The organism is Vibrio fluvialis, assembly GCF_900460245.1.
GTDB classification, from domain to species: domain Bacteria; phylum Pseudomonadota; class Gammaproteobacteria; order Enterobacterales; family Vibrionaceae; genus Vibrio; species Vibrio fluvialis.
On record NZ_UHIP01000001.1, the window covers coordinates 2,790,589 to 2,812,120 of the forward strand.

Annotated in this window: 17 protein-coding genes and 1 pseudogene; 13 read left to right on the top strand and 5 right to left on the bottom strand. The window is 52.3% G+C overall.

Going from position 1 to position 21,532, the window contains the following annotated elements; genetic code table 11:
• Positions 1-8 precede the first annotated feature (8 nt).
• Both DYA43_RS13155 and DYA43_RS13160 read right to left on the bottom strand, forming a co-directional pair.
• Complete coding sequence (locus DYA43_RS13155; protein WP_061056963.1) at positions 9-3,443, bottom strand: hybrid sensor histidine kinase/response regulator; 3,435 nt, start codon at positions 3,441-3,443, stop codon at positions 9-11.
• A 112-nt stretch (positions 3,444-3,555) separates the two neighbouring features.
• Positions 3,556-4,737, bottom strand: a complete 1,182-nt coding sequence (locus DYA43_RS13160; protein WP_061056964.1) for a 3-phenylpropionate MFS transporter — start codon at positions 4,735-4,737, stop codon at positions 3,556-3,558.
• A 208-nt stretch (positions 4,738-4,945) separates the two neighbouring features.
• Between DYA43_RS13160 and DYA43_RS13165 the strand changes: the two genes are divergently transcribed.
• The 10 genes from DYA43_RS13165 (at position 4,946) to DYA43_RS13210 (ending at position 16,618) form a co-directional block, all read left to right on the top strand.
• Positions 4,946-6,769, top strand: a complete 1,824-nt coding sequence (locus DYA43_RS13165) for a DUF294 nucleotidyltransferase-like domain-containing protein (RefSeq protein ID WP_061056965.1) — start codon at positions 4,946-4,948, stop codon at positions 6,767-6,769.
• Positions 6,770-6,772: 3 nt separating this feature from the next.
• A complete protein-coding gene (locus DYA43_RS13170; protein WP_061056966.1) occupies positions 6,773-7,411 on the top strand; it encodes a 3'-5' exonuclease in 639 nt (212 codons plus the stop codon).
• Between the two features lie 215 nt (positions 7,412-7,626).
• Positions 7,627-9,576, top strand: coding sequence for an acetate--CoA ligase (gene acs / locus DYA43_RS13175; RefSeq protein ID WP_061056967.1), 1,950 nt, complete (start codon positions 7,627-7,629; stop codon positions 9,574-9,576).
• Between the two features lie 364 nt (positions 9,577-9,940).
• The gene (aroQ, locus tag DYA43_RS13180) at positions 9,941-10,390 is read left to right on the top strand and encodes a type II 3-dehydroquinate dehydratase (RefSeq protein WP_020332374.1); all 450 of its coding nucleotides are present in this window, start codon (positions 9,941-9,943) and stop codon (positions 10,388-10,390) included.
• Between the two features lie 61 nt (positions 10,391-10,451).
• A complete protein-coding gene (gene accB, locus DYA43_RS13185) occupies positions 10,452-10,913 on the top strand; it encodes an acetyl-CoA carboxylase biotin carboxyl carrier protein (RefSeq protein WP_020332376.1) in 462 nt (153 codons plus the stop codon).
• Positions 10,914-10,928: 15 nt separating this feature from the next.
• Complete coding sequence (gene accC / locus DYA43_RS13190; RefSeq protein WP_020431203.1) at positions 10,929-12,272, top strand: acetyl-CoA carboxylase biotin carboxylase subunit; 1,344 nt, start codon at positions 10,929-10,931, stop codon at positions 12,270-12,272.
• A 138-nt stretch (positions 12,273-12,410) separates the two neighbouring features.
• A complete protein-coding gene (gene prmA / locus DYA43_RS13195; protein ID WP_061056968.1) occupies positions 12,411-13,298 on the top strand; it encodes a 50S ribosomal protein L11 methyltransferase in 888 nt (295 codons plus the stop codon).
• Between the two features lie 139 nt (positions 13,299-13,437).
• The gene (gene dusB, locus DYA43_RS13200; protein ID WP_032372123.1) at positions 13,438-14,406 is read left to right on the top strand and encodes a tRNA dihydrouridine synthase DusB; all 969 of its coding nucleotides are present in this window, start codon (positions 13,438-13,440) and stop codon (positions 14,404-14,406) included.
• 23 nt (positions 14,407-14,429) lie between these two features.
• On the top strand, positions 14,430-14,726 hold the full coding sequence (gene fis, locus DYA43_RS13205; protein ID WP_000462885.1) for a DNA-binding transcriptional regulator Fis: 297 nt from the start codon (positions 14,430-14,432) through the stop codon (positions 14,724-14,726).
• Between the two features lie 251 nt (positions 14,727-14,977).
• The gene (locus DYA43_RS13210; protein WP_061056969.1) at positions 14,978-16,618 is read left to right on the top strand and encodes a methyl-accepting chemotaxis protein; all 1,641 of its coding nucleotides are present in this window, start codon (positions 14,978-14,980) and stop codon (positions 16,616-16,618) included.
• A 35-nt stretch (positions 16,619-16,653) separates the two neighbouring features.
• Here the strand turns inward: DYA43_RS13210 and zntR are convergent, their stop codons facing one another.
• Positions 16,654-17,052, bottom strand: coding sequence for a Zn(2+)-responsive transcriptional regulator (zntR, locus tag DYA43_RS13215; RefSeq protein WP_061056970.1), 399 nt, complete (start codon positions 17,050-17,052; stop codon positions 16,654-16,656).
• Positions 17,053-17,054: 2 nt separating this feature from the next.
• Between zntR and DYA43_RS13220 the strand changes: the two are divergent.
• The 3 genes and pseudogenes from DYA43_RS13220 to purD form a co-directional block, all read left to right on the top strand.
• Positions 17,055-17,195: pseudogene (locus tag DYA43_RS13220) on the top strand (phosphoribosylamine--glycine ligase); the annotation flags it as partial.
• 106 nt (positions 17,196-17,301) lie between these two features.
• The gene (gene purH / locus DYA43_RS13225; RefSeq protein ID WP_032081301.1) at positions 17,302-18,894 is read left to right on the top strand and encodes a bifunctional phosphoribosylaminoimidazolecarboxamide formyltransferase/IMP cyclohydrolase; all 1,593 of its coding nucleotides are present in this window, start codon (positions 17,302-17,304) and stop codon (positions 18,892-18,894) included.
• An 87-nt stretch (positions 18,895-18,981) separates the two neighbouring features.
• Complete coding sequence (gene purD, locus DYA43_RS13230) at positions 18,982-20,274, top strand: phosphoribosylamine--glycine ligase (protein ID WP_061056971.1); 1,293 nt, start codon at positions 18,982-18,984, stop codon at positions 20,272-20,274.
• A 78-nt stretch (positions 20,275-20,352) separates the two neighbouring features.
• On the opposite strand, the gene DYA43_RS13235 is transcribed toward purD, so the two are convergent.
• Both DYA43_RS13235 and hupA read right to left on the bottom strand, forming a co-directional pair.
• Positions 20,353-21,045, bottom strand: a complete 693-nt coding sequence (locus DYA43_RS13235) for a DUF1481 domain-containing protein (protein WP_061056972.1) — start codon at positions 21,043-21,045, stop codon at positions 20,353-20,355.
• A gap of 43 nt (positions 21,046-21,088) precedes the next feature.
• A complete protein-coding gene (hupA, locus tag DYA43_RS13240) occupies positions 21,089-21,361 on the bottom strand; it encodes a nucleoid-associated protein HU-alpha (RefSeq protein WP_004728324.1) in 273 nt (90 codons plus the stop codon).
• Positions 21,362-21,532: the final 171 nt, after the last annotated feature.

The following is a 21,532-nucleotide window of genomic DNA, read 5'->3' on the forward strand; positions in this document are numbered from 1 at the left end:
TCATCGGCTTATCCGACACGATTGAGCATCGCGCGCAGTTTTATCGGTTTGACGGGTTTCGCAATAAAGCCAAAGCCGTTGGATTTAATCCCATCAAGAATATCCGCGCTGCGATCGGCACTTATGATAATTCCCTCAAAGCAGTCGCCCAAACGCAAACGGCATTGCTGCAAGACTTCTAATCCTGTGCGGCCATTGTCGAGTCGGTAATCGGACAAAATCACATCCGGAATCCACTGATTGTCGAGCGCTTTCAAACTGCTTACCAGATCGGTGGCGGTTTTTACTTCGCAGCCCCAGCGCTCAAGTAAATCCCGCATGCCCACCAGAATGTCTTCTTCATTATCCACGCACAGCACACGCAGATAACTGAGATCAGACACAGCCTCGGCCACCGCCACAATCGGCGCTTCTTGTACCACTGGCTTTGACTGTTCCAGCGTCAGCGAAAATACGCTGCCGAGTCCCGGCCAGGAGCGCATGGAGATCTCGTGCCCCAACACATGGGCGATACCTTTAGAGATTGCCAGCCCCAGCCCAAGTCCTTGGTCTGAACGCACCTGACCGCCACGGTTGAACTCTTCAAAAATCTCCTGCTGTTTGTCTTCTTCTATGCCGATGCCGTTATCCCACACGTCAATCCGTACTTTGCCATTAATGCGGCGCACGCCGAGCAACACTTTACCTTTCGGATTGTAGCGAAACGCATTAGTCAGGAAATTCTGCACCACACGGCGCAGCAACTTAGGATCGGAGCGTACATATAAAGAAGAGGGCACCATGCAAAAGTCGACACCTTGCTGGCGCGCCAGCGCGCTGAACTCGGCATTGAGATTGGCCAGCACATCTTTAATCGCAAAGCTCTGCGGATGAATCTCCAGCTTGCCCGATTCAAGGCGGGAGATATCCAGCAAATCGCCAATTAAGTCTTCCGCCGCACTCAGCGCACTTTCAATATGGTGCGACAGGCGTTTCACTTCATCGTCTCTGGCGACTTCGGCCAGAGACGAGGCAAACAGGCGCGCAGCATTGAGGGGCTGCATCAGGTCGTGACTGACCGCAGCCAGAAAGCGCGATTTGGACTGCGATTCTCGTTCCGAACGTTGCGTGGCGGAGACCAGCTGTTTGTTGAGTTTTTCCAGCTCACGGGTTCGCTCGAGTACCCGTTCTTCGAGATTTTCATTGGCTTCTTTGAGCGTCTGCTCGGCATCGCGGAACACAGTAATATCGGTGAAGCTCATGACGAATCCGCCGCCGGGCATCGGGTTGCCCTGCACTTCAATCACGCGGCCATCGGGGCGCACACGCGATGAAGTATGACGAGAGCCCTGCTCAAGGTGATATACGCGCCGGCGCACGTGGTCTTCCGGGTCGCCTGGGCCGCACAGCCCTTGTTCGGCGTTATGGCGAATCACATCTGCGATTGGCCGGCCGACCTGAATCAGGCCGAGCGGGAAATCAAACAGCTCGAGATAACGTTGGTTCCACGCCACCAGGCGCAGCTGCTTATCCACCACAGCGATGCCCTGCCCGATGTGCTCAATGGCGCCTTGCAGCAGTCCGCGACTAAAGTCGTACAGCTCCGAAGCTTCATCAACAATGGTGGCGACTTCTTCAAGCTGCATGTTACGGCCCTGCAGCGCCGAAGTCAGCACCAGTTTGGCCGAAGATGCACCAAACACCCCGGCGAGTACCCGCTCGGTATGGCGAATCAGCGTGGATGGCGCCTGCTGGTTGGGCATCAGGGTTTCACGTTGCTGTCCCCAGTATTGAGTAAAGGCAGCACGCACCCGAGTACGACCGACAAACCGCGACGCGAGCATTTCCAGCTCGCCCACCGTCACTCGGCTCTGATACAGGCTCATGTTTTCATTTTCAGGCAGCGGTGTACCGACAAACGCCGCCGATTGCAGCCGTTCACTCAGGCTCGAGCGTGTTCCCCACGACACCAGCACGTAGCACAGCGCATTGAGCGATACGCTGAGGATCATCCCCCAGTCGGAATTTTTCAGCCCCATGCTGCCCAGTACATCCGGCGGAGTGATCAGCCATAACAAGATATTGCTCTGTTCATCCCCGGCCAACATGTTGGTGGCGGTCATCAGGGTAATCAGCCACAGCGTAAAACCAACCGCTAGGCCGACATACACCCCTTTGCGGTTCCCTTCGCGCCAATACATCCCGCCAATCAGCGCTGGCGCAAACTGAGTGATCGCCGAAAAGGAGAGAAAACCAATCGCCGACAATGACGGAATGGTATCCAGCGCAAGATAAAAGCCCCACGCCCCCAGCAATAACAGCAGGATCAACGTGCGGCGAATAATCACCAGCAACCCGGAAAAGTGACGGTGGTTGCGCTGAGACAGCCGCATACGGCGCAGCAATAACGGCATCACCAAATCATTGGAAACCATGATGGCCAACGCGATGGTGGAAACAATCACCATGCCTGATGCCGCCGACGTGCCGCCGAGAAACGCCAGTAGCGCGATATCTTCGGCGCCGACCGACATCGGCACACTAATCACAAACGTATCCGGAGACGTGCCGCCGAGCAGGCTTTGCCCGACCCAGGCAATCGGCAACACAAACAGCCCCATCAGGATCAGATAAATCGGGAACAGCCAGCGTGCGGTATGTAAATCCTGAGCTCGCTCGTTTTCCACCACCATGGTGTGAAACTGACGCGGCAGACAGATGATGGCGATCATCGTCAGCACCGTGTGGACAAACAGGGTCGGCCAATTTGGCGCCTGATAAGTTGCCCGCGCAGTCTCAATCAGGTTGACACTGTCGTGGCTGAACGCGAGAAACAGAATGAACAACCCGACCACCAAAAAAGCAACCAGCTTGACAATCGACTCAAACGCGATCGCCATCATCATGCCGCGGTGATGTTCGGTGTTATCAATATGGCGGGTACCGAACAGCATGGTGAACAGCGCCAGCGCCAGTACCACAAACCAGGAAACATGATCGTCCTGATAGCCGAACTGCTCACGCAGATCCGGAGCAACGATGTTGAGCCCCATAGTGATGCCACGCAGCTGCAACGCGATGTAAGGCAGGATCCCAGCAACCGCAATCAGTGTGACCGCAACCGCCAGGCCTTGGGATTTGCCGTAACGCGCACCTATAAAGTCGGCAATAGAAGTGATGTGTTCGCGCTTGGCGATCAGAATCAGCCGGGCCAGAATACGCCAACCAAAGGCAAAAACTAAAATAGGGGCAACATAGATGGGCAGAAACGACCAGGGGTTGGCACTCGCCTGACCGACCGTGCCGTAAAAGGTCCACGATGTACAGTACACCGCAATCGACAGACTGTAGATCCACGGACGCCATTTCGCCAGCCAGCGGGTCTGCCGATCACCATACCAGGCAATTAAAAACAGTACGCCCAGATACATGAGCGACACCGGTATCACTAACCATCCTTGCATTGCTTATCCTTGTTGCTGCACCGCAGTGACAAAAAAGTCCCTTCCCAGCGCAAGGCATAGTGAAGAGACTTTTATTAAACAAAGGATTAGCGAATTGCTCAATCAGCCAGCATTAAATCTGTGCTTCAGGCTCCGCTTTCTGCATTGAGACCGAGGTTTGCGGCTGTTCGACTTTCACCAGCAGCGCCAGCAGTCCCATCGCCGCCATCGCCCAGAACACAGATGCGCCCCAGTGTTCGTATCCCCAGCCACTGAGTGTTGTCATCAGCGCAATGACGGCTCCCAATGGAATAGCGTTATACAGGGCCTGCAAAGCCACCATTTTGTTCTGCGGTGCGTGCTGAATGTACTGAATCGCAGCAATGTGTGCCATCGCAAACGTCACGCCGTGTAGCAGTTGAATCGCCACCAGCGCAACAATCGCCGTGGTCGAAGCCGTCATGCCCCAACGTGCCATCACGCCCAGTGACGCAATCACAAACAGTGTACGCAGACTCCAGCCGGAAAACAGACGCTTGCTGAATGCAAACACCAGCACTTCCGCCACCACGCCCAGGCTCCACAGATAGCCGATCACATCTTCCGAATGACCCGCCTGTTTCCAGTAGATAGAACTGAAACTGTAATACGCCGCATGGCTGCCTTGAATCAGGGCCACCAGCAGCAGGAACTTCAGCACCGGCCATTCACGCAGTAATGACATCAGTTTGAGACGCTCAGCATGCCCATGGTGTTCGGTCACCGGCATAGGGTTGGGATTACGCAAACTGATAATGAGCGAGACAAACACACCGAACAGCGCGGTATACAGAATCATGGTCGCGCCGTAATGCGCAACCAGAAAGCCTACCACGGTTGAACCGGCGATAAACGCCACCGAGCCCCACAGACGGGTACGGCCGTAGTCGAGCATTTTACGTTTGGCGTAGTAATTAGCCATCGCATCCGACAGCGGCACCACCGGGCCACAACAGAGGTTAAACAGCACGGTAGCCAATGCCATCAGCCAGAAGCTGCCGCCGGTAAAGAAATGAAACGCAACAAACAGCAGCGCAGCCAGACTCAGCCAGCGTAGCGCAGGGAGCAACAGCTCCGCTTTGTGCACGCGTGGCGTGATCACCAGGTTGGCGACACAACGGGTCGCAAAACCAATGCCGACCAACACACCGATATCGGTCGCTGACACGCCCTGGTCAGCAAACCACAGCGACCAAAACGGCAGATACACGCCGTAAGCAAAGAAGAAACCGATAAAATACTGGGATATCCATCCAAAAGGTGAAGGGTTTAGCATTAGTGATCCTAAAATGAAACCGTCGTTAAAAGCGTGAGTATTATGCAATGAGTCCCGTTGCCGAAAAAGGGATCTTTGTTCAACGCACTGTTTCCCTATTCACACTTAATCCGTTTGGCGGTCGCCTCCATTAGACCAAAGTCGTCTGGAGGCCAGAAAGAATTTCGTCACACTTACCATAGATGATTCTCTAAGGTGAGCTTGCGTCATGCCGGATAAATTCAACATGCAGTCCCCGCCATTTGACCGCCTGACGGCCAGTCAACAGCAATACCTGCGCGCCTCGTTGGACGTCGCCTATTTTCGTGAGCGTGAAGTGATTCTGCACAGCGGCCAGCCATGTGCGCATCTGCATGTGTTAATCAAGGGAACCGTGGAAGAACGTTCCGCTGACGGCAAAGAGATTTACGCTCATTACGCCAACGATGACCTGTTTGATGTCCGGGCGATCTTTGAAGGCAACACCAAGCATCATTATGTCGCGCTGGAAGATACTCTCAGTTACCTGTTGCCCCAAAGCGTATTTCTCGAGCTGTACAATGAAAATGGTCAATTTGCGGCGTACTTCGATAATAATCTGGCCAAACGTCAGGAATTAATCGAAGCGGCGCAGCAACAGAAAAATATCGCCGAGTTCATTCTGACCAAAGTCGATCAATCGATTTACCTGTCGCCGATGCTGCTCACTCCGGAGCAACCGCTGCAGGCCGTCACTCAAATGATGAAAGACAACGGGGTAGATGCCGCTTTGGTGCAACTGGCCGAAGGCGACCCCAGACTGCAAAACAGTCATGCCCATCCCTACGCCATCGTCACCCGGACTAACATGCTGCATGCGGTGATGCTGGACGGATTTGCCCTCGATACTCCCGTGGGTCAGATCGCGACGTTTCCGGTCCTGCATGTCGATGAGGGGGACTTCCTGTTCAATGCTATGGTGATGATGACCCGCCAGCGAGTCAAACGCCTGATGGTGTGCGAAGGCAACCAAGCAGTCGGCATTCTGGACATGATTCAGATCCTCAGTGCTTTCTCAACCCATTCCCATGTTCTGACACTGGCGATCGCCCGTGCTTCGAGTGTTGAGGAGTTGGCGCTGGCATCCAACAAGCAGCGCCAACTGGTGGAGAGCCTGCTCAGTCGTGGCGTACGCACCCGTTTTGTGATGGAACTGATCTCGGCGGTGAACGAACAAATCATCGAAAAGGCATTTGAACTGGTAGTGCCACCCGCACTGCATGATCACTGCTGCCTGATTGTGCTCGGTTCGGAAGGACGCGGGGAACAAATTCTCAAAACCGATCAGGATAACGCCCTGATCATCAAAGACGGCCTGGAATGGCATCAGTGCCAACCGATCATGAACGAGCTGTCTCACACCTTGTTGCAACTGGGATACCCACTTTGCCCCGGCAAAGTGATGGTCAACAACCCGAAATGGGTTAAGTCGCAAGCGGCTTGGAAGCAGACTTTAACCGACTGGGTCAAGGCCGCCCGATCCGAGCAAGTGATGGACATCGCCATCATGGCCGATGCTCATGCTGTTGCGGGCAACAAAGAGCTACTGACTCAGGTCAAACAACACCTCCATCATCTGATGGCCGATCAGGAGCTGATTCTGACCGAGTTTACGCGTCCGGCGCTCAACTTCTCAGTGCCGCTGACCCTGTTTGGTAATGTGAAGAACTCCAAATCTGGCCTCGATATCAAACAGGGAGGAATCTTCCCCATCGTGCACGGCATTCGTGCGCTGAGCCTCGAACACAACATTGAGGTCAACAACACGTTTGAACGCATCGAAACTCTGGTCAAACGTAAGGTGTTAGAACAAGAGACTGGCGACAATCTCAGTGAAGCACTCAAGCAGTTCTTTAAGTTGCGTCTCGCCCAGCAACTCAGCAACCAACACAGCGCCAATACGCTTGATTTAAAACAGCTGGATCGGGCAGAACGCGATTTACTGCGCCACAGCCTGCATGTGGTGAAGAAGTTCAAGCAGTGGCTGGGTTACCACTATCAGATTCGGGACTGAGCGATGAACTGGATTGCCCGCCAGTACTGGCATTACAAGCTTCGCGGTTCACCCTACCAAGCACTGTTCACCGCGCCTGGCGAACAGGAATATGTCTCGCTCGATTGTGAGACCACCAGCCTTGATCCCAACCGCGCGGAGCTGGTCACGATCGCCGCCACCAAAATCATCGGCAACCGCATTCTGACCAGCCAGCCGTTTGAAGTGCGGCTGCGTGCGCCACAATCGCTCGACTCAGGCTCAGTGCGTATTCACCGCATGCGTCATCAGGATCTGATTGACGGCATCAGCGAGCGCGAGGCATTAACCCGATTGCTCGATTTCATCGGTAATCGTCCGCTGGTCGGCTATCACATCCGCTACGACAAAAAGATTCTCGATATTGCCTGCCGGCGCCATCTTGGCTTCCCGCTACCCAATTATTTAATCGAAGTCAGCCAGATTTATCATGACAAGCTGGAAAAACATCTGCCGAATGCCTATTTCGACCTCAGTCTGGATGCGATTTGCCGTCATCTGGATTTACCGCTGCAGGACAAACACGATGCGCTGCAGGATGCAATTGCCGCCGCTCTGGTGTATGTCCGTCTGACCAATGGTGATTTACCCACGTTTAGATCCTCATCTCACCATGTGTCTTAACCCTTACGCCCGAATTGTGTTGTGTAAGCTTAGATCCACTTCTCAAAAACCAGCTTAACTGCCTATTTTCTCACAACAAATCGACCATTCATCCTAAAGTCTAATTGTGTAAAAGCCTCCCCTGACTAAGAGTTATAGGCATATCGAATTTCCTCCCTCGTGTTTGAAACGCGGTGTGAAAGGGAAATTTGCTGTATTCACAAGGAGAATATGCAATGAGTGAAGCCCACATTTATCCGGTTAAAGAAAACATTAAAGCGCACACCCATGCCGACAACGATACCTACCTGGCGATGTACCAACAGTCAGTATCCGATCCGGAAGGGTTCTGGAGCGAACACGGTAAGATTGTGGATTGGATTAAGCCATTCACCAAAGTGAAACACACCTCTTTTGATACTGGCCACGTCGATATTCGCTGGTTTGAAGACGGCACCCTGAACGTGTCGGCCAACTGTCTTGATCGCCATCTGGCGGAGCGTGGCGACGATGTCGCCATCATCTGGGAAGGTGATGACCCGACCGATGATAAAACGCTGACTTACAAAGAACTGCACCGTGAAGTGTGCCGTTTCTCTAACGCGCTGAAAGCTCAGGGCGTACGCAAAGGCGATGTGGTGTGTCTGTACATGCCGATGGTACCGGAAGCGGCTGTGGCTATGCTGGCGTGTACCCGTATCGGCGCCGTTCATACCGTGGTGTTTGGTGGCTTCTCTCCAGAGGCACTAGCGGGTCGAATCATCGATTCGGATTCCAAGATTGTGATCACCGCCGATGAAGGCGTACGTGGCGGCCGTGCCGTACCACTGAAGAAAAACGTCGATGAAGCTCTGACTAACCCGGAAGTGAAAACCATCAGCAAAGTGATCGTATTCCAGCGCACTGGCGGCAACGTCGCGTGGCACGAACATCGCGACGTCTGGTGGCACGATGCTGTGGCTGCAGCCTCTGATATCTGCCCGCCAGAAGAGATGAAAGCGGAAGATCCGCTGTTCATTCTGTACACCTCTGGCTCAACCGGTAAGCCAAAAGGTGTACTGCACTCCACTGGCGGTTATCTGGTTTACGCGACCATGACCTTCAAATACGTATTCGACTACCAGCCAGGCGAAACTTTCTGGTGTACCGCCGACGTAGGTTGGATCACGGGCCACACTTATCTGATTTACGGACCACTGGCGAACGGCGCGAAAACCATTCTGTTTGAAGGTGTGCCGAACTACCCAAGCACGGCGCGCATGAGCGAAGTGGTCGATAAACACCAAGTCAACATTCTGTACACCGCACCAACCGCGATTCGTGCGCTGATGGCGAAAGGGGATGAAGCTGTAAAAGGCACCTCGCGCAGTAGTCTGCGCATTATGGGCTCGGTGGGCGAACCGATTAACCCGGAAGCGTGGGAGTGGTACTACAAAACCATCGGTAATGAAAAATCACCGATCGTCGATACCTGGTGGCAAACCGAAACGGGTGGCATTCTGATCACGCCACTGCCAGGTGCAACCGCGCTGAAACCGGGCTCGGCGACACGTCCGTTCTTTGGTGTGCAGCCAGCCCTGGTAGACAACATGGGCGAAGTTATTGACGGCGCAGCAGAAGGTAACCTGGTGATCCTAGATTCATGGCCGGGCCAGATGCGTACTGTGTACGGCGACCATGAACGTTTCGAGCAGACCTACTTCTCGACTTTTAAAGGCATGTACTTTACCGGTGACGGCGCGCGCCGCGATGAAGATGGCTACTACTGGATCACTGGCCGCGTGGATGACGTACTGAACGTCTCTGGCCATCGTATGGGTACCGCCGAAATCGAATCCGCTCTGGTGGCGTTTGATAAGATTGCTGAAGCCGCTGTGGTGGGTGTGCCGCACGATATTAAAGGCCAGGCGATTTATGCCTACATCACCCTCAATGATGGCGTATATCCAAGCGCAGAACTGCACAAAGAAGTGAAAGATTGGGTGCGTAAAGAGATTGGCCCGATCGCCACACCGGATGTGCTGCACTGGACAGACGCGCTGCCAAAAACCCGTTCAGGTAAGATCATGCGCCGCATTCTGCGTAAGATTGCCACGGGCGATACCAGCAATCTGGGCGACACCTCCACCCTCGCCGATCCAAGTGTGGTCGACAAACTGATTGCCGAGAAAGCGCAGCTAGCCTAACTCTGCCACAAATTTCTTGATGACCAAGCACCTTCCTCTGGAAGGTGCTTTTGTTTCTGCGCGTTATTACCCAGCTACCAAAACCTGACTGAGTGAACTCTGTCGGTGGTACCAGCACGGAGAAAGCCCCGTCTGCTCAGCCGCTATCCTCCTATCGCCGTTTTCGCGAGAGAAATGTTATCGTGATGCTACGAGAGTCAAACAAAGTGATAAGACCAGTAAATTGCTGCCATTTGCTATGAATTAGCTATAATCTTGGTCAATTTAATAAAAACCGCGAACTTTTGACAAAAAAGTTGTGTCGAATAAGCGATAATATGGGAATATTCGCAATAACTACATAATAAAGGGAGATAGCAACACAATGGCAGCAAAATCACGCATTCTGGTTTTAAATGGTCCAAACTTAAACTTATTAGGTTTACGTGAACCGGCACACTACGGCTCACAAACTTTGGACCAAATTGTAGCGAATCTACAACAACAAGCAGAAAGCGCTGGCATTGAGTTGGAACATCTTCAGTCAAATCGCGAATACGAGCTGATTGAAGCCATTCACCGTTCATACGGCAAAGTGGACTTCATTATTATTAATCCGGCAGCATTCACTCACACGAGTGTGGCGTTACGTGATGCTTTGCTGGGGGTTGCTATTCCATTTATCGAAGTGCATTTATCAAATGTACATGCTCGTGAGCCGTTCCGTCATCACTCCTACTTGTCTGATAAGGCACAAGGTGTGATTTGCGGTCTTGGTGCACAAGGCTATGAATTCGCTTTGTCGGCGGCCATTCGCGCGCTGCAAACAAAGTAACCCCAAACACTCTGCAGCTCACTTGAGCTGTCTTACTCACAAGATAAAAGAGAAAGAAACAATGGATATTCGTAAAATCAAGAAGCTTATCGAATTGGTTGAAGAGTCTGGCATTGCTGAGCTAGAAATTTCTGAAGGTGAAGAGTCGGTACGCATCAGTCGTCACGGTGTCGCACCGGTTGCACCGATTCATTACGCAGCACCTGCTCCAATCGCAGCGCCAGCTCCAGTAGCTGCACCTGCGGCGGCTCCAGCAGCTGAAGCGCCAGCAGCTTCTAAAACTCCTGCGGGCCACATGGTTCTTTCTCCAATGGTTGGTACTTTCTACCGCTCTCCAAGTCCAGATTCAAAAGCGTTCATCGAAGTGGGCCAAACTGTGAAAGCGGGTGACACTCTGTGCATCGTTGAAGCGATGAAGATGATGAACCAAATCGAAGCAGACAAATCTGGTGTTGTTACCGAGATCCTTGTTGAAGACGGTCAGCCAGTTGAATTCGACCAGCCACTTGTTGTCATCGAATAATCGAGGCGCGTAGTTATGCTAGATAAGTTAGTCATCGCGAACCGAGGCGAAATTGCGCTTCGTATTCTTCGTGCATGTAAAGAATTGGGCATCAAAACTGTTGCCGTTCACTCCACTGCAGACCGCGATCTGAAACACGTGCTGCTGGCGGACGAAACCGTGTGTATCGGTCCTGCGAAAGGCATCGACAGCTACCTGAACATTCCACGTATCATTTCTGCAGCAGAAGTGACCGGCGCGGTGGCAATCCACCCGGGTTACGGCTTCCTGTCTGAAAACGCGGACTTCGCTGAGCAAGTTGAGCGCAGCGGCTTTATCTTCGTAGGCCCGAAAGCCGACACCATTCGCCTGATGGGTGACAAAGTGTCAGCGATCACCGCGATGAAGAAAGCAGGTGTTCCTTGTGTACCAGGTTCTGACGGTCCTCTGGACAATGACGAAGCGAAAAACAAAGCGCACGCGAAACGCATTGGCTACCCAGTGATCATCAAAGCCTCTGGTGGCGGCGGCGGTCGTGGTATGCGTGTGGTTCGCAGCGAAGCGGAACTGGTCAATGCTATCAGCATGACCCGTGCAGAAGCGAAAGCGGCGTTCAACAACGACATGGTTTACATGGAAAAATTCCTGGAAAACCCTCGTCACGTTGAAGTGCAGGTTCTGGCTGATGGTCAGGGCAACGCCATTCACCTGGGTGAGCGTGACTGTTCAATGCAGCGTCGTCACCAGAAAGTGGTGGAAGAAGCTCCGGCACCAGGCATTACTGAAGAGATGCGTAAGTACATCGGTGAACGTTGTACTCGTGCATGTATCGAAATCGGTTACCGCGGCGCAGGTACGTTTGAATTCCTGTATGAAAACGGCGAGTTCTACTTCATCGAAATGAACACGCGTATTCAGGTTGAACACCCAGTGACTGAAATGGTGACTGGCGTTGACCTGATTAAAGAGCAGCTGCGCATTGCGGCGGGTCAGCCACTGTCGTTTACTCAGGATGACATCAAAATCCGCGGCCATGCGATGGAATGTCGTATCAACGCGGAAGACCCAGAGCGCTTCCTGCCTTGTCCAGGCAAGATCACCCGTTTCCACTCACCAGGTGGTATGGGCGTTCGTTGGGAATCGCACATCTACTCTGGCTACACCGTACCAGCGTTCTACGACTCAATGATCGGTAAGCTGATCACCTTCGGTGAAAACCGTGACGTCGCAATCGCACGTATGCGTAACGCGCTGGACGAGATGATTGTGGAAGGTATCAAAACCAACATTCCACTACAGCAAGTCATTATGAAAGATGAGAACTTCCAGCACGGTGGCACCAACATCCACTACCTGGAGAAAAAACTGGGTATTCACTAACCCGGCCTTCTTATCGCAAATGCCCACTTCGGTGGGCATTTTTGTTTCCCCCCGACGCTCAAGCGGACTAGCCCTATAAAAACGGGCCAAATCTGCTACACTTTGCGCCAATTGAACGAACTGAAGAGAGCAAGAGCAATGCCTTGGATTCAAATTAAACTTAACGCGACCAACGAAAACGCTGAACGCATCAGCGATATGTTGATGGAAGAGACCGGCGCGTTATCCATTACTTTCCTGGATGCGAAGGATACGCCTGTGTTTGAACCCCTGCCGGGTGAAACCCGTTTGTGGGGCGATACCGATGTTCTTGCCCTCTACGATGCCGAAGCCGACACCTCATGGGTTCTGAGCCAAATTCGCGCCAGTAACCTGCTAGCGGACGATTTTGCCTACAAAGTTGAGCAAATTGAAGACAAAGACTGGGAACGCGAGTGGATGGATAACTTCCACCCGATGAAGTTTGGCCAGCGTCTGTGGATCTGCCCAAGCTGGCGCGATGTACCTGATCCAGATGCAGTTAACGTTATGCTCGACCCAGGTCTGGCGTTTGGTACTGGTACTCACCCAACCACTGCGCTGTGTTTAGAGTGGCTGGACTCTCTCGATCTGTCCGGCAAGACCGTGATCGACTTTGGGTGTGGTTCAGGCATTCTGGCCATCGCGGCAATCAAGCTGGGCGCAGCGAAAGTGATCGGTATTGATATCGACCCACAAGCCCTGTTGGCGTCGAAAGACAACGCAGCGCGCAACGGCGTCGAAGATCAAATCGAAGTCTACCTACCACAAAACCAACCTGAAGGCTTAGTGGCTGACGTGGTCGTGGCTAACATTCTGGCCAGTCCACTGCGTGAACTTTCACCCGTCATCAAGAGTCTGATGAAACCAGACGGCCTGCTGGCGATGTCTGGTGTCCTCAACACCCAAGCTGAAGATGTGGCGGATTACTACCGTGACGAACTGCACGTTGATCCTATCAAAGAGAAGGAAGAATGGTGCCGTATCACGGGTCGCAAGCAAGGCTAGATAAGACTTTGCGCGCTAATTGACTGAAAAATAGACCATTTACAAAATGTTTTTGTAAATGCTCAAATATTAGTCTTTTCACGCATCGAAAAAATGCGTAAAATGCGCGCCCTTGCTGGTATGAAGCTGTGAAGACGTTTTGAAAATCGGAAATTATCAACTTAAGAACAATCTCATCGTTGCACCGATGGCCGGTGTCACCGACAGACCGTTTCGAGAGTTGTGTCTCCGCTATGGCGCGGGTATGGCCGTCAGTGAAATGATGTCCTCCAATCCTGCGCTATGGAAAACAGACAAGTCCAGAAACCGCATGGTACACGAAGGCGAATCGGGCATTCGCTCTGTACAGATTGCTGGTTCCGATCCACAGCTGATGGCCGATGCGGCCCAGTTCAGCGTTGAAAACGGTGCACAAATCATCGACATCAACATGGGCTGCCCAGCGAAAAAAGTGAATAAAAAGCTGGCCGGTTCTGCGCTGCTGCGCTATCCGGATGTCATTGAAGACATCCTGAAAGCTGTAGTGAATGCAGTGAATGTTCCTGTAACACTCAAAACCCGCACTGGCTGGGACCCAGAAAACAAAAACTGTGTCCAAATCGCTAAACTTGCCGAAGACTGCGGCATTCAGGCACTGGCGCTCCATGGGCGAACCCGTACCTGCATGTACAAGGGTGAGGCGGAATACGACAGCATTAAAGCGGTCAAAGCGGCTATTCAAATTCCGGTCATCGCTAACGGTGATATCGATTCTCCGGAGAAAGCCAAACATGTGCTGGAGTACACCGGCGCTGACGCTTTAATGATTGGACGACCTGCCCAAGGACGTCCATGGATTTTCCAGGAAATCCAACACTATTTGGAAAACGGCACCACGATGCCTGATCTCCCGACTTCGGAAGTGAAAGACATCCTGCTTGGTCATGTGAACGCTCTGCATCAATTTTATGGAGAGTATTTAGGCCCTCGCATCGTGCGTAAGCACGTTGGGTGGTATCTCAAAGAACATGAACAGGCAAGTGAGTTTCGCCGTACCTTCAATGCCATCGACGTTGCAGCAATGCAAATCGAAGCATTAGAGGGTTATTTTGATAACGTTGCATCATAATTAAGAGAAGAGCTAGACCGAATATGTTCGAACAAAATCTGACTTCAGAAGCTTTAACAGTAACAACCGTAACTTCACAAGATCAAATCACGCAAAAGCCACTACGTGATTCAGTTAAAGCGTCTCTTAAAAACTACTTGGCTCAACTGAATGGTCAGGAAGTGACAGAACTATACGAATTAGTTCTAGCTGAAGTTGAACAACCACTACTGGACACCATCATGCAGTACACTCGCGGTAACCAAACTCGCGCGGCAACGATGATGGGTATCAACCGCGGTACTCTTCGCAAGAAACTGAAAAAATACGGCATGAACTAATACGTTCTGACCCTTTTTTATAAACCGAGCCTCTGGCTCGGTTTTTTATTGCCCGAAAACCGCACGCCTTCTGCTGCAAACACGCCATGATTTCGTTGAAAACAAGACCTAAGTTGCAAGTTATTGATTGTTCACCTTAAGTCTCATTTACGCTCATTTCCTCCTTTTGTTACAGTGCACAGTGCGATTAATAATTCTTCAATAACAACATCGCCTCTGTCTAACAGCCTGCATTACAAGGAGTGATGCTCATGAATTTTTCCAGTCTGCGTCAGATCAGTATCCGCGCCCGCCTCTACTTGCTGGGTGGCACGATTACATTGCTTCTGCTGATCCCATTCACACTGCTCGTGCAGGACTATCAGGATGACCTGATGGATGCCAAGCAAACCAAAACCCGTCATCTGGTTGAAAGTACCACCTCTTTGCTCAACTACTTTTATCAGCAGCAAACCAGTGGCGCACTCACCGAACAACAAGCGCAGCAACAAGCCAAACAGGCGATTGCCAGCGCCCGCTATGGTGCTGATGATTATTTTTGGATCAACGATCTGACTCCAACCATGGTAATGCACCCATTTAAACCACAGTTGGATGGCAAAGCCTTATCTGGTATTCAAGATCCCAACGGCAAAGCACTGTTTGTCGATATGGCCAATCTCGCCCGTGATCAGGGGGAAGGGTTTGTCTATTACCTGTGGCCGAAGCCGGGTGCCGAAGTCGCTGTCGAGAAAGTCTCCTACGTCAAACTGTTCAAACCCTGGGGTTGGGTGGTCGGTTCCGGTGTGTATATTGATGATGTGCAAGCGCTGGTCGCGACACGAATGCAAACCGTGTTGCTACAACTGGCGATGGCCATTGCGGTAATGTTTACCCTCGCCTACACCATCGGTCGCAGCATTACAAAACCCTGTCTGGCAACGCTGTATGCGATGGAAGACATTGCCAAGGGCGAAGGTGACCTTACCCGTCAACTCGATACCAGCGGCAGTGACGAGCTGTCGCGCATCGCACGCGCCTTCAACCAGTTTACCGGAAAGATTCGTCATATCGTTCAAGACATCGCACCAATCACCGAGAGTGTTACCGGCAGCGCTCAGGAGCTGACGCAAGTGGCACAAAGTGCCTCCGGCAAAGCGATGGAGCAACAACAGTCAGTCGATACCGTTGCTTCGGCCATGAACCAGCTGCACGCCAGCAATCAGGAAGTGGCGAATGCGGCGCAGGAAGCTGCGGTCGCCGCGCAAACCGCCAGCGCCAAGGGCCAGGAAGGCAGTAATGTCATCGCCCAAGCCTCCGGCTATATGGGCTCTCTGTCTGAGCTGTTGAGCAAAACCGATCGTGACACTCAGGCTCTGGCAAGAGAAACAGAAGAAGTGGGCGCGGTGCTCGAAGTGATTCGTGGCGTCGCCGAACAAACCAACTTACTGGCACTCAATGCCGCGATTGAAGCCGCCCGCGCCGGTGAACAAGGACGTGGCTTTGCCGTGGTGGCTGATGAAGTGCGCACGCTCGCAACACGCACACAAAGCAGCACCAATGAAATCGAACAGATCATCGCCAGCCTGCAACAACGTACTCGCGATGTCAGCGCGTCGATGGAGCAAACACAGCAGCAATCGAAAGCCACGCAAGAGCAGGCTGATTTGGCTCAGCAGGTTCTCAATGCGATTGATCAGCAGGTCAGCACCATCCTGACCCTCAACCAGCACATTGCTGAGGCGAGTAACCAACAATCACTCGCGACCGATGAAATCAGCCGCAACCTGACGCAAATTGCCGATCACAGCACTCAATCCGCCGCACAAGCCCAGCAAGTCGCGGCTGCCAGCGAACTATTGATGGAAAACGGCCAGCAACTGATTCACAGCTTCTCAACGTTTAAGGTGTAACGTCAACTAGACTCAAAGGGCCTTATGGCCCTTTGTTATTCCAGCGCTGCCAGAATGGAGCAATGGCTGGCGTCGTCATCCCGATGGCCGCAGCAGGCGTCATTGATTTTGTTCAGGGCGCTGCGAATGCGCATCAGCTCAGCGATTTTTTCGTCGATTAACGCCAGCTTAGCGGAAGTAATCGATTTGACCTCCGCGCAGCTATGCTCAGTCGCTTCCAACCGAATCTCAAGCAGTTCCTTAATCTCTTCCAGACTCAGCCCCAGCTCTTTGGCTTTGAGGATAAAACTCACCTGTTTCTGATTCTCTTCATCATACAAACGGTAACCCGAATCGCTGCGACCGGCTGGCGAGATCAGCGCATTTTTCTCGTAAAAACGCAGCGTATCGGTGGAAACTCCGCACCGTTTCGCCAATTCACCTATCTGAAACATAACTGCACCTATTTACTCTTTGGTTACTTTTTTCGCTTGAAAAACCTGTTTTTAGCTATTATTTTTCCCATGCCAAACGATTGCGCGAGATCTTTTGTAATAAATTGGTTAGAATACGCGCCATCCAAACTCCTGGAGAAAAAGGTCTTTACCAAAACTGGCCAAGTTGTGATGCTATGCCATCACCCATGAACAATTTTGGCAAACATCTTTCGTCATTAACTCCGTGAATTTAAGGAAAATGGAAGCATGAATAACGCTCGTCCAATTCGCCGTGCACTCATCAGCGTATCAGATAAAACTGGCATTGTTGAGTTTGCAAAAGCGCTCTCTGAGCGCGGTGTCGACATCCTGTCTACTGGTGGTACCGCTCGCCTACTTGCCGAGCAAGGCATTGCAGTAACCGAAGTCTCTGACTACACCGGTTTCCCAGAAATGATGGACGGGCGCGTGAAAACGCTGCACCCGAAAGTTCATGGTGGCATTCTTGGCCGTCGTGGTCAGGACGACGAGGTCATGAACACGCACGCCATTAACCCAATCGACATGGTGGTGGTGAACCTTTACCCATTCGCGCAAACCGTAGCGAACCCGAACTGCACACTGGCTGACGCGGTGGAAAACATCGATATCGGCGGCCCGACCATGGTGCGCTCTGCGGCGAAAAACCACAAAGATGTGACCATCATCGTGAACGCGAGCGATTACGACCGCGTGATCGCCGAAATGGATGCAAACGAAAAATCACTGACGCTGGACACGCGTTTCGACCTCGCCATTGCTGCGTTTGAACACACCGCGGCTTACGACGGCATGATTGCCAACTACTTCGGCACCATGGTCCCGAGCTACGGCGAGAACAAAGAAGGCGATGAGGAATCAAAGTTCCCACGCACCTTCAACCAACAGTTCATCAAGAAACAAGACATGCGTTACGGCGAAAACAGCCACCAAGACGCGGCTTTCTACGTGGAAGCAAACCCAGAAGAAGCGTCGGTATCTACCGCACGTCAGATTCAGGGTAAAGCCCTCTCATACAACAACATCGCCGATACCGATGCCGCGCTGGAATGCGTCAAAGAGTTCGCAGAGCCAGCGTGTGTGATCGTCAAACACGCCAACCCATGTGGTGTGGCCTTGGGCGGCGACATTCTGGAAGCGTACAACCGCGCCTACCAAACCGACCCAACCTCCGCATTCGGCGGCATTATTGCGTTTAACCGCGAACTGGATGCAGCAACGGCCACGGCCATTGTGGAACGCCAGTTTGTTGAAGTGATCATCGCACCAAGCGTCTCAGCAGAAGCGATTGACGTAGTGGCAGCGAAGAAAAACGTACGTCTGCTCGAATGTGGCGAATGGCACAGCAAGACCACTGGTTTTGATGTGAAACGCGTCAACGGTGGCCTGCTGGTTCAAGACCGCGATCAAGGCATGGTGACACTGAGCGACCTGAAAGTGGTTTCTCAACGTCAACCGACCGAAGAAGAACTGAAAGATGCGCTGTTCTGCTGGAAAGTCGCGAAATACGTCAAATCAAACGCGATTGTGTACGCCAAAGGCGACATGACCATCGGTGTTGGCGCAGGCCAAATGAGCCGCGTCTATTCCGCGAAAATTGCTGGTATTAAAGCTGCCGACGAAGGTCTGGAAGTGGCTGGCAGCGTGATGGCATCCGATGCGTTCTTCCCATTCCGTGATGGTATCGATGCCGCCGCAGAAGCGGGCATTAAATGCGTGATTCAACCAGGCGGTTCAATGCGTGACGATGAAGTGATCGCCGCTGCCGACGAACACGGCATGGCGATGATCTTCACTGGCATGCGTCATTTCCGTCACTAATTCTTCGAGCCGTCACTGGGGAGCCCGTCAGCTTGGCCGAGCTCCCAATGATTAAGAGATCCGAATTTAAAATTAAGGAATTCATTTATGCGAGTTTTAATTATTGGTTCTGGCGGTCGCGAGCATGCGCTAGGCTGGAAAGTCGCGCAAAACCCTGCCATTGAAACGGTATTTATCGCTCCGGGGAACGCGGGCACCGCGCTGGAAGCAAAGCTGCAAAACGTTGATATCGCAGTTGAAGATGTCTCAGGCCTGGTTGCCTTTGCACAGAACAACGCAATTGAGCTGACGATCGTTGGCCCTGAAGCGCCGCTGGTCATTGGCGTGGTGGATGCATTCCGCGCCGCTGGCCTGCCAATCTTTGGCCCGACTCAAGCCGCTGCGCAGCTGGAAGGCTCTAAGGCGTTCACCAAAGATTTTCTGGCGCGTCACAACATTCCAACCGCCGCTTATGCCAACTTCACGGAAATTGAGCCTGCACTCGCTTATGTGCGTGAACAAGGTGCTCCGATCGTCGTCAAAGCCGACGGCCTCGCCGCGGGCAAAGGTGTGATTGTCGCCATGACGCTGGAAGAAGCGGAAGAGGCCATCAAAGACATGTTGGCGGGCAACGCGTTTGGTGATGCAGGCAGCCGTGTTGTGGTTGAAGAGTTCCTCGATGGCGAAGAAGCCAGCTTCATCGTGATGGTCGATGGCGAAAACGTTCTGCCAATGGCCACCAGTCAAGACCACAAACGTGTCGGCGACCAAGACACCGGCCCGAACACGGGCGGCATGGGCGCTTACTCACCAGCGCCAGTGGTGACGCAAGCTATCCACGACCGCGTGATGCAGGAAGTGATTTACCCAACCGTGCGAGGCATGGCGGCCGAAGGCAACCCATACACCGGATTCCTGTACGCAGGCCTGATGATCGACAACACCGGCGCGCCAAAAGTGATTGAATACAACTGCCGCTTTGGTGACCCAGAAACCCAGCCGATCATGATGCGCATGCAGTCTGACCTGGTTGAACTGTGTCTGGCGGCGATTGACGGCAAACTGGACCAAGTGGAATCGAAATGGGATCCACGTGCGTCCATCGGTATCGTACTGGCCGCGGGCGGCTACCCGGGTGATTATGCTAAAGGCGACGTCATTTCCGGCCTGCCAACTACTGAAGTGGAAGGTCAGAAAGTGTTCCACGCCGGCACCACCGACAAAGATGGCCACGTCGTCACTAACGGAGGCCGCGTGCTGTGTGCGACCGCACTCGGCAATACCGTTTCAGAAGCGCAGCAACGTGCGTACGAACTGGCGAAACAGATCAGTTGGAATGGCATGTTCCACCGCAACGACATCGGTTACCGCGCGATCGCTCGCGAGCAGGAAAGCCAATAACTTCCAAAGTTGATTAGCAAAAAGGCGCCGTTAGGCGCCTTTTTTATGTTCGTTGTGTCCGTTCAAATGAGAACGTGATTATTCGCTGATCAGATTCGGACGACGAATGCAGTCGTGGTTATCATCCGCCAGCATCAGCAGCTCTTCGACATACACTTTGTCGTTGCGGATTTTGCCCAGAAATGCGACATAGCTGTCGAGCGATGAAAGTCGGTTGACCACAAAATTCGGTAAGGTCTGATTAAATTCAATCCGGCGATATTCTCGCCCGGTACAGGTTTCAAAAACCTCACCATCCCATACGCCCTGAATCAATTCCAGACCTTGTGAATCCTGAGATTTGGTCATCTCTGCCAGAGCTTTCGCCTGCTGCTGATAGTGCGCCAACTGATCCTGATTAAGTGGCAGCACTTTACCGTCGACACGGTATTGCTGATACACCGCCTCACCATCTTTATTGAAACGCAGCTGTACACGATAAGGGACTAAAGTTTGGTTCTTGGGCTGAACGCCTTCGCGCACCACTTCTCGCACCTGACCTTCGTCCCAGCGATAGCTGGATTGATACCAACCAAAGCGTTCAGACGAAACATAGTCGGCTGCGCTGCTGGGTTGATTCTGACGTTCGGTGTACCAATAGAAACTGGTGGCGTCTCCCATACTCTGACCACCCGTGTAGTCATTAATTTGCTCGAGATTAGCCGTCGGGAGAGAAGATGAGCATCCGGCCAGCAGGCCAAACGCAAAAATAGGAAACAGAAGTTTTTTCATAAAGGGAAAAACGCCGAGACACGATATCTCGGCGTAGTATAGATTACTTCACTGAATCTTTCAGTGCTTTACCAGCGACGAATGCAGGTACGTTAGCTGCTGCAATTTTGATCTCTTCGCCAGTTTTTGGGTTACGACCAGTGCGTGCTGCACGGTGGTTTACTTTGAATGTACCAAAACCAATTAGTTGAACTTGGTCACCCTCTTTCAGTGCGCCTTCAACCGCGCCAAGAGTAGCTTCAAGAGCAGCTTTAGCCTGAGCTTTAGATAGATCTGCTTTCTCTGCGATAAAGTCGATTAATTGGGTCTTGTTCATTAGGTTTCCCTTCTCATAGGTTATCGAATTCAGTTCACTCTAAAGCATAAATGCCCCGTCTGGCAAAGGTTTGTCGCGTAACTTGTGCCTCTCTGACGTACTTTTAACCATAATATGAGTAATAACTCACAATTTGTTACCCATTGAACGAGGCGCCTGACTTGTTTTTAA

Coding starts and splice junctions, on each gene's coding strand:
- prmA (WP_061056968.1), top strand. CDS start 12,411: ATGCCTTGGATTCAAATTAAACTTAACGCGACCAACGAAAACGCTGAA.
- purD (WP_061056971.1), top strand. CDS start 18,982: ATGCGAGTTTTAATTATTGGTTCTGGCGGTCGCGAGCATGCGCTAGGC.
- DYA43_RS13155 (WP_061056963.1), bottom strand. CDS start 3,443: ATGCAAGGATGGTTAGTGATACCGGTGTCGCTCATGTATCTGGGCGTA.
- accB (WP_020332376.1), top strand. CDS start 10,452: ATGGATATTCGTAAAATCAAGAAGCTTATCGAATTGGTTGAAGAGTCT.
- aroQ (WP_020332374.1), top strand. CDS start 9,941: ATGGCAGCAAAATCACGCATTCTGGTTTTAAATGGTCCAAACTTAAAC.
- DYA43_RS13210 (WP_061056969.1), top strand. CDS start 14,978: ATGAATTTTTCCAGTCTGCGTCAGATCAGTATCCGCGCCCGCCTCTAC.
- purH (WP_032081301.1), top strand. CDS start 17,302: ATGAATAACGCTCGTCCAATTCGCCGTGCACTCATCAGCGTATCAGAT.
- DYA43_RS13165 (WP_061056965.1), top strand. CDS start 4,946: ATGCCGGATAAATTCAACATGCAGTCCCCGCCATTTGACCGCCTGACG.
- DYA43_RS13160 (WP_061056964.1), bottom strand. CDS start 4,737: ATGCTAAACCCTTCACCTTTTGGATGGATATCCCAGTATTTTATCGGT.
- acs (WP_061056967.1), top strand. CDS start 7,627: ATGAGTGAAGCCCACATTTATCCGGTTAAAGAAAACATTAAAGCGCAC.
- zntR (WP_061056970.1), bottom strand. CDS start 17,052: ATGTTTCAGATAGGTGAATTGGCGAAACGGTGCGGAGTTTCCACCGAT.
- accC (WP_020431203.1), top strand. CDS start 10,929: ATGCTAGATAAGTTAGTCATCGCGAACCGAGGCGAAATTGCGCTTCGT.
- DYA43_RS13170 (WP_061056966.1), top strand. CDS start 6,773: ATGAACTGGATTGCCCGCCAGTACTGGCATTACAAGCTTCGCGGTTCA.
- hupA (WP_004728324.1), bottom strand. CDS start 21,361: ATGAACAAGACCCAATTAATCGACTTTATCGCAGAGAAAGCAGATCTA.
- DYA43_RS13235 (WP_061056972.1), bottom strand. CDS start 21,045: ATGAAAAAACTTCTGTTTCCTATTTTTGCGTTTGGCCTGCTGGCCGGA.
- fis (WP_000462885.1), top strand. CDS start 14,430: ATGTTCGAACAAAATCTGACTTCAGAAGCTTTAACAGTAACAACCGTA.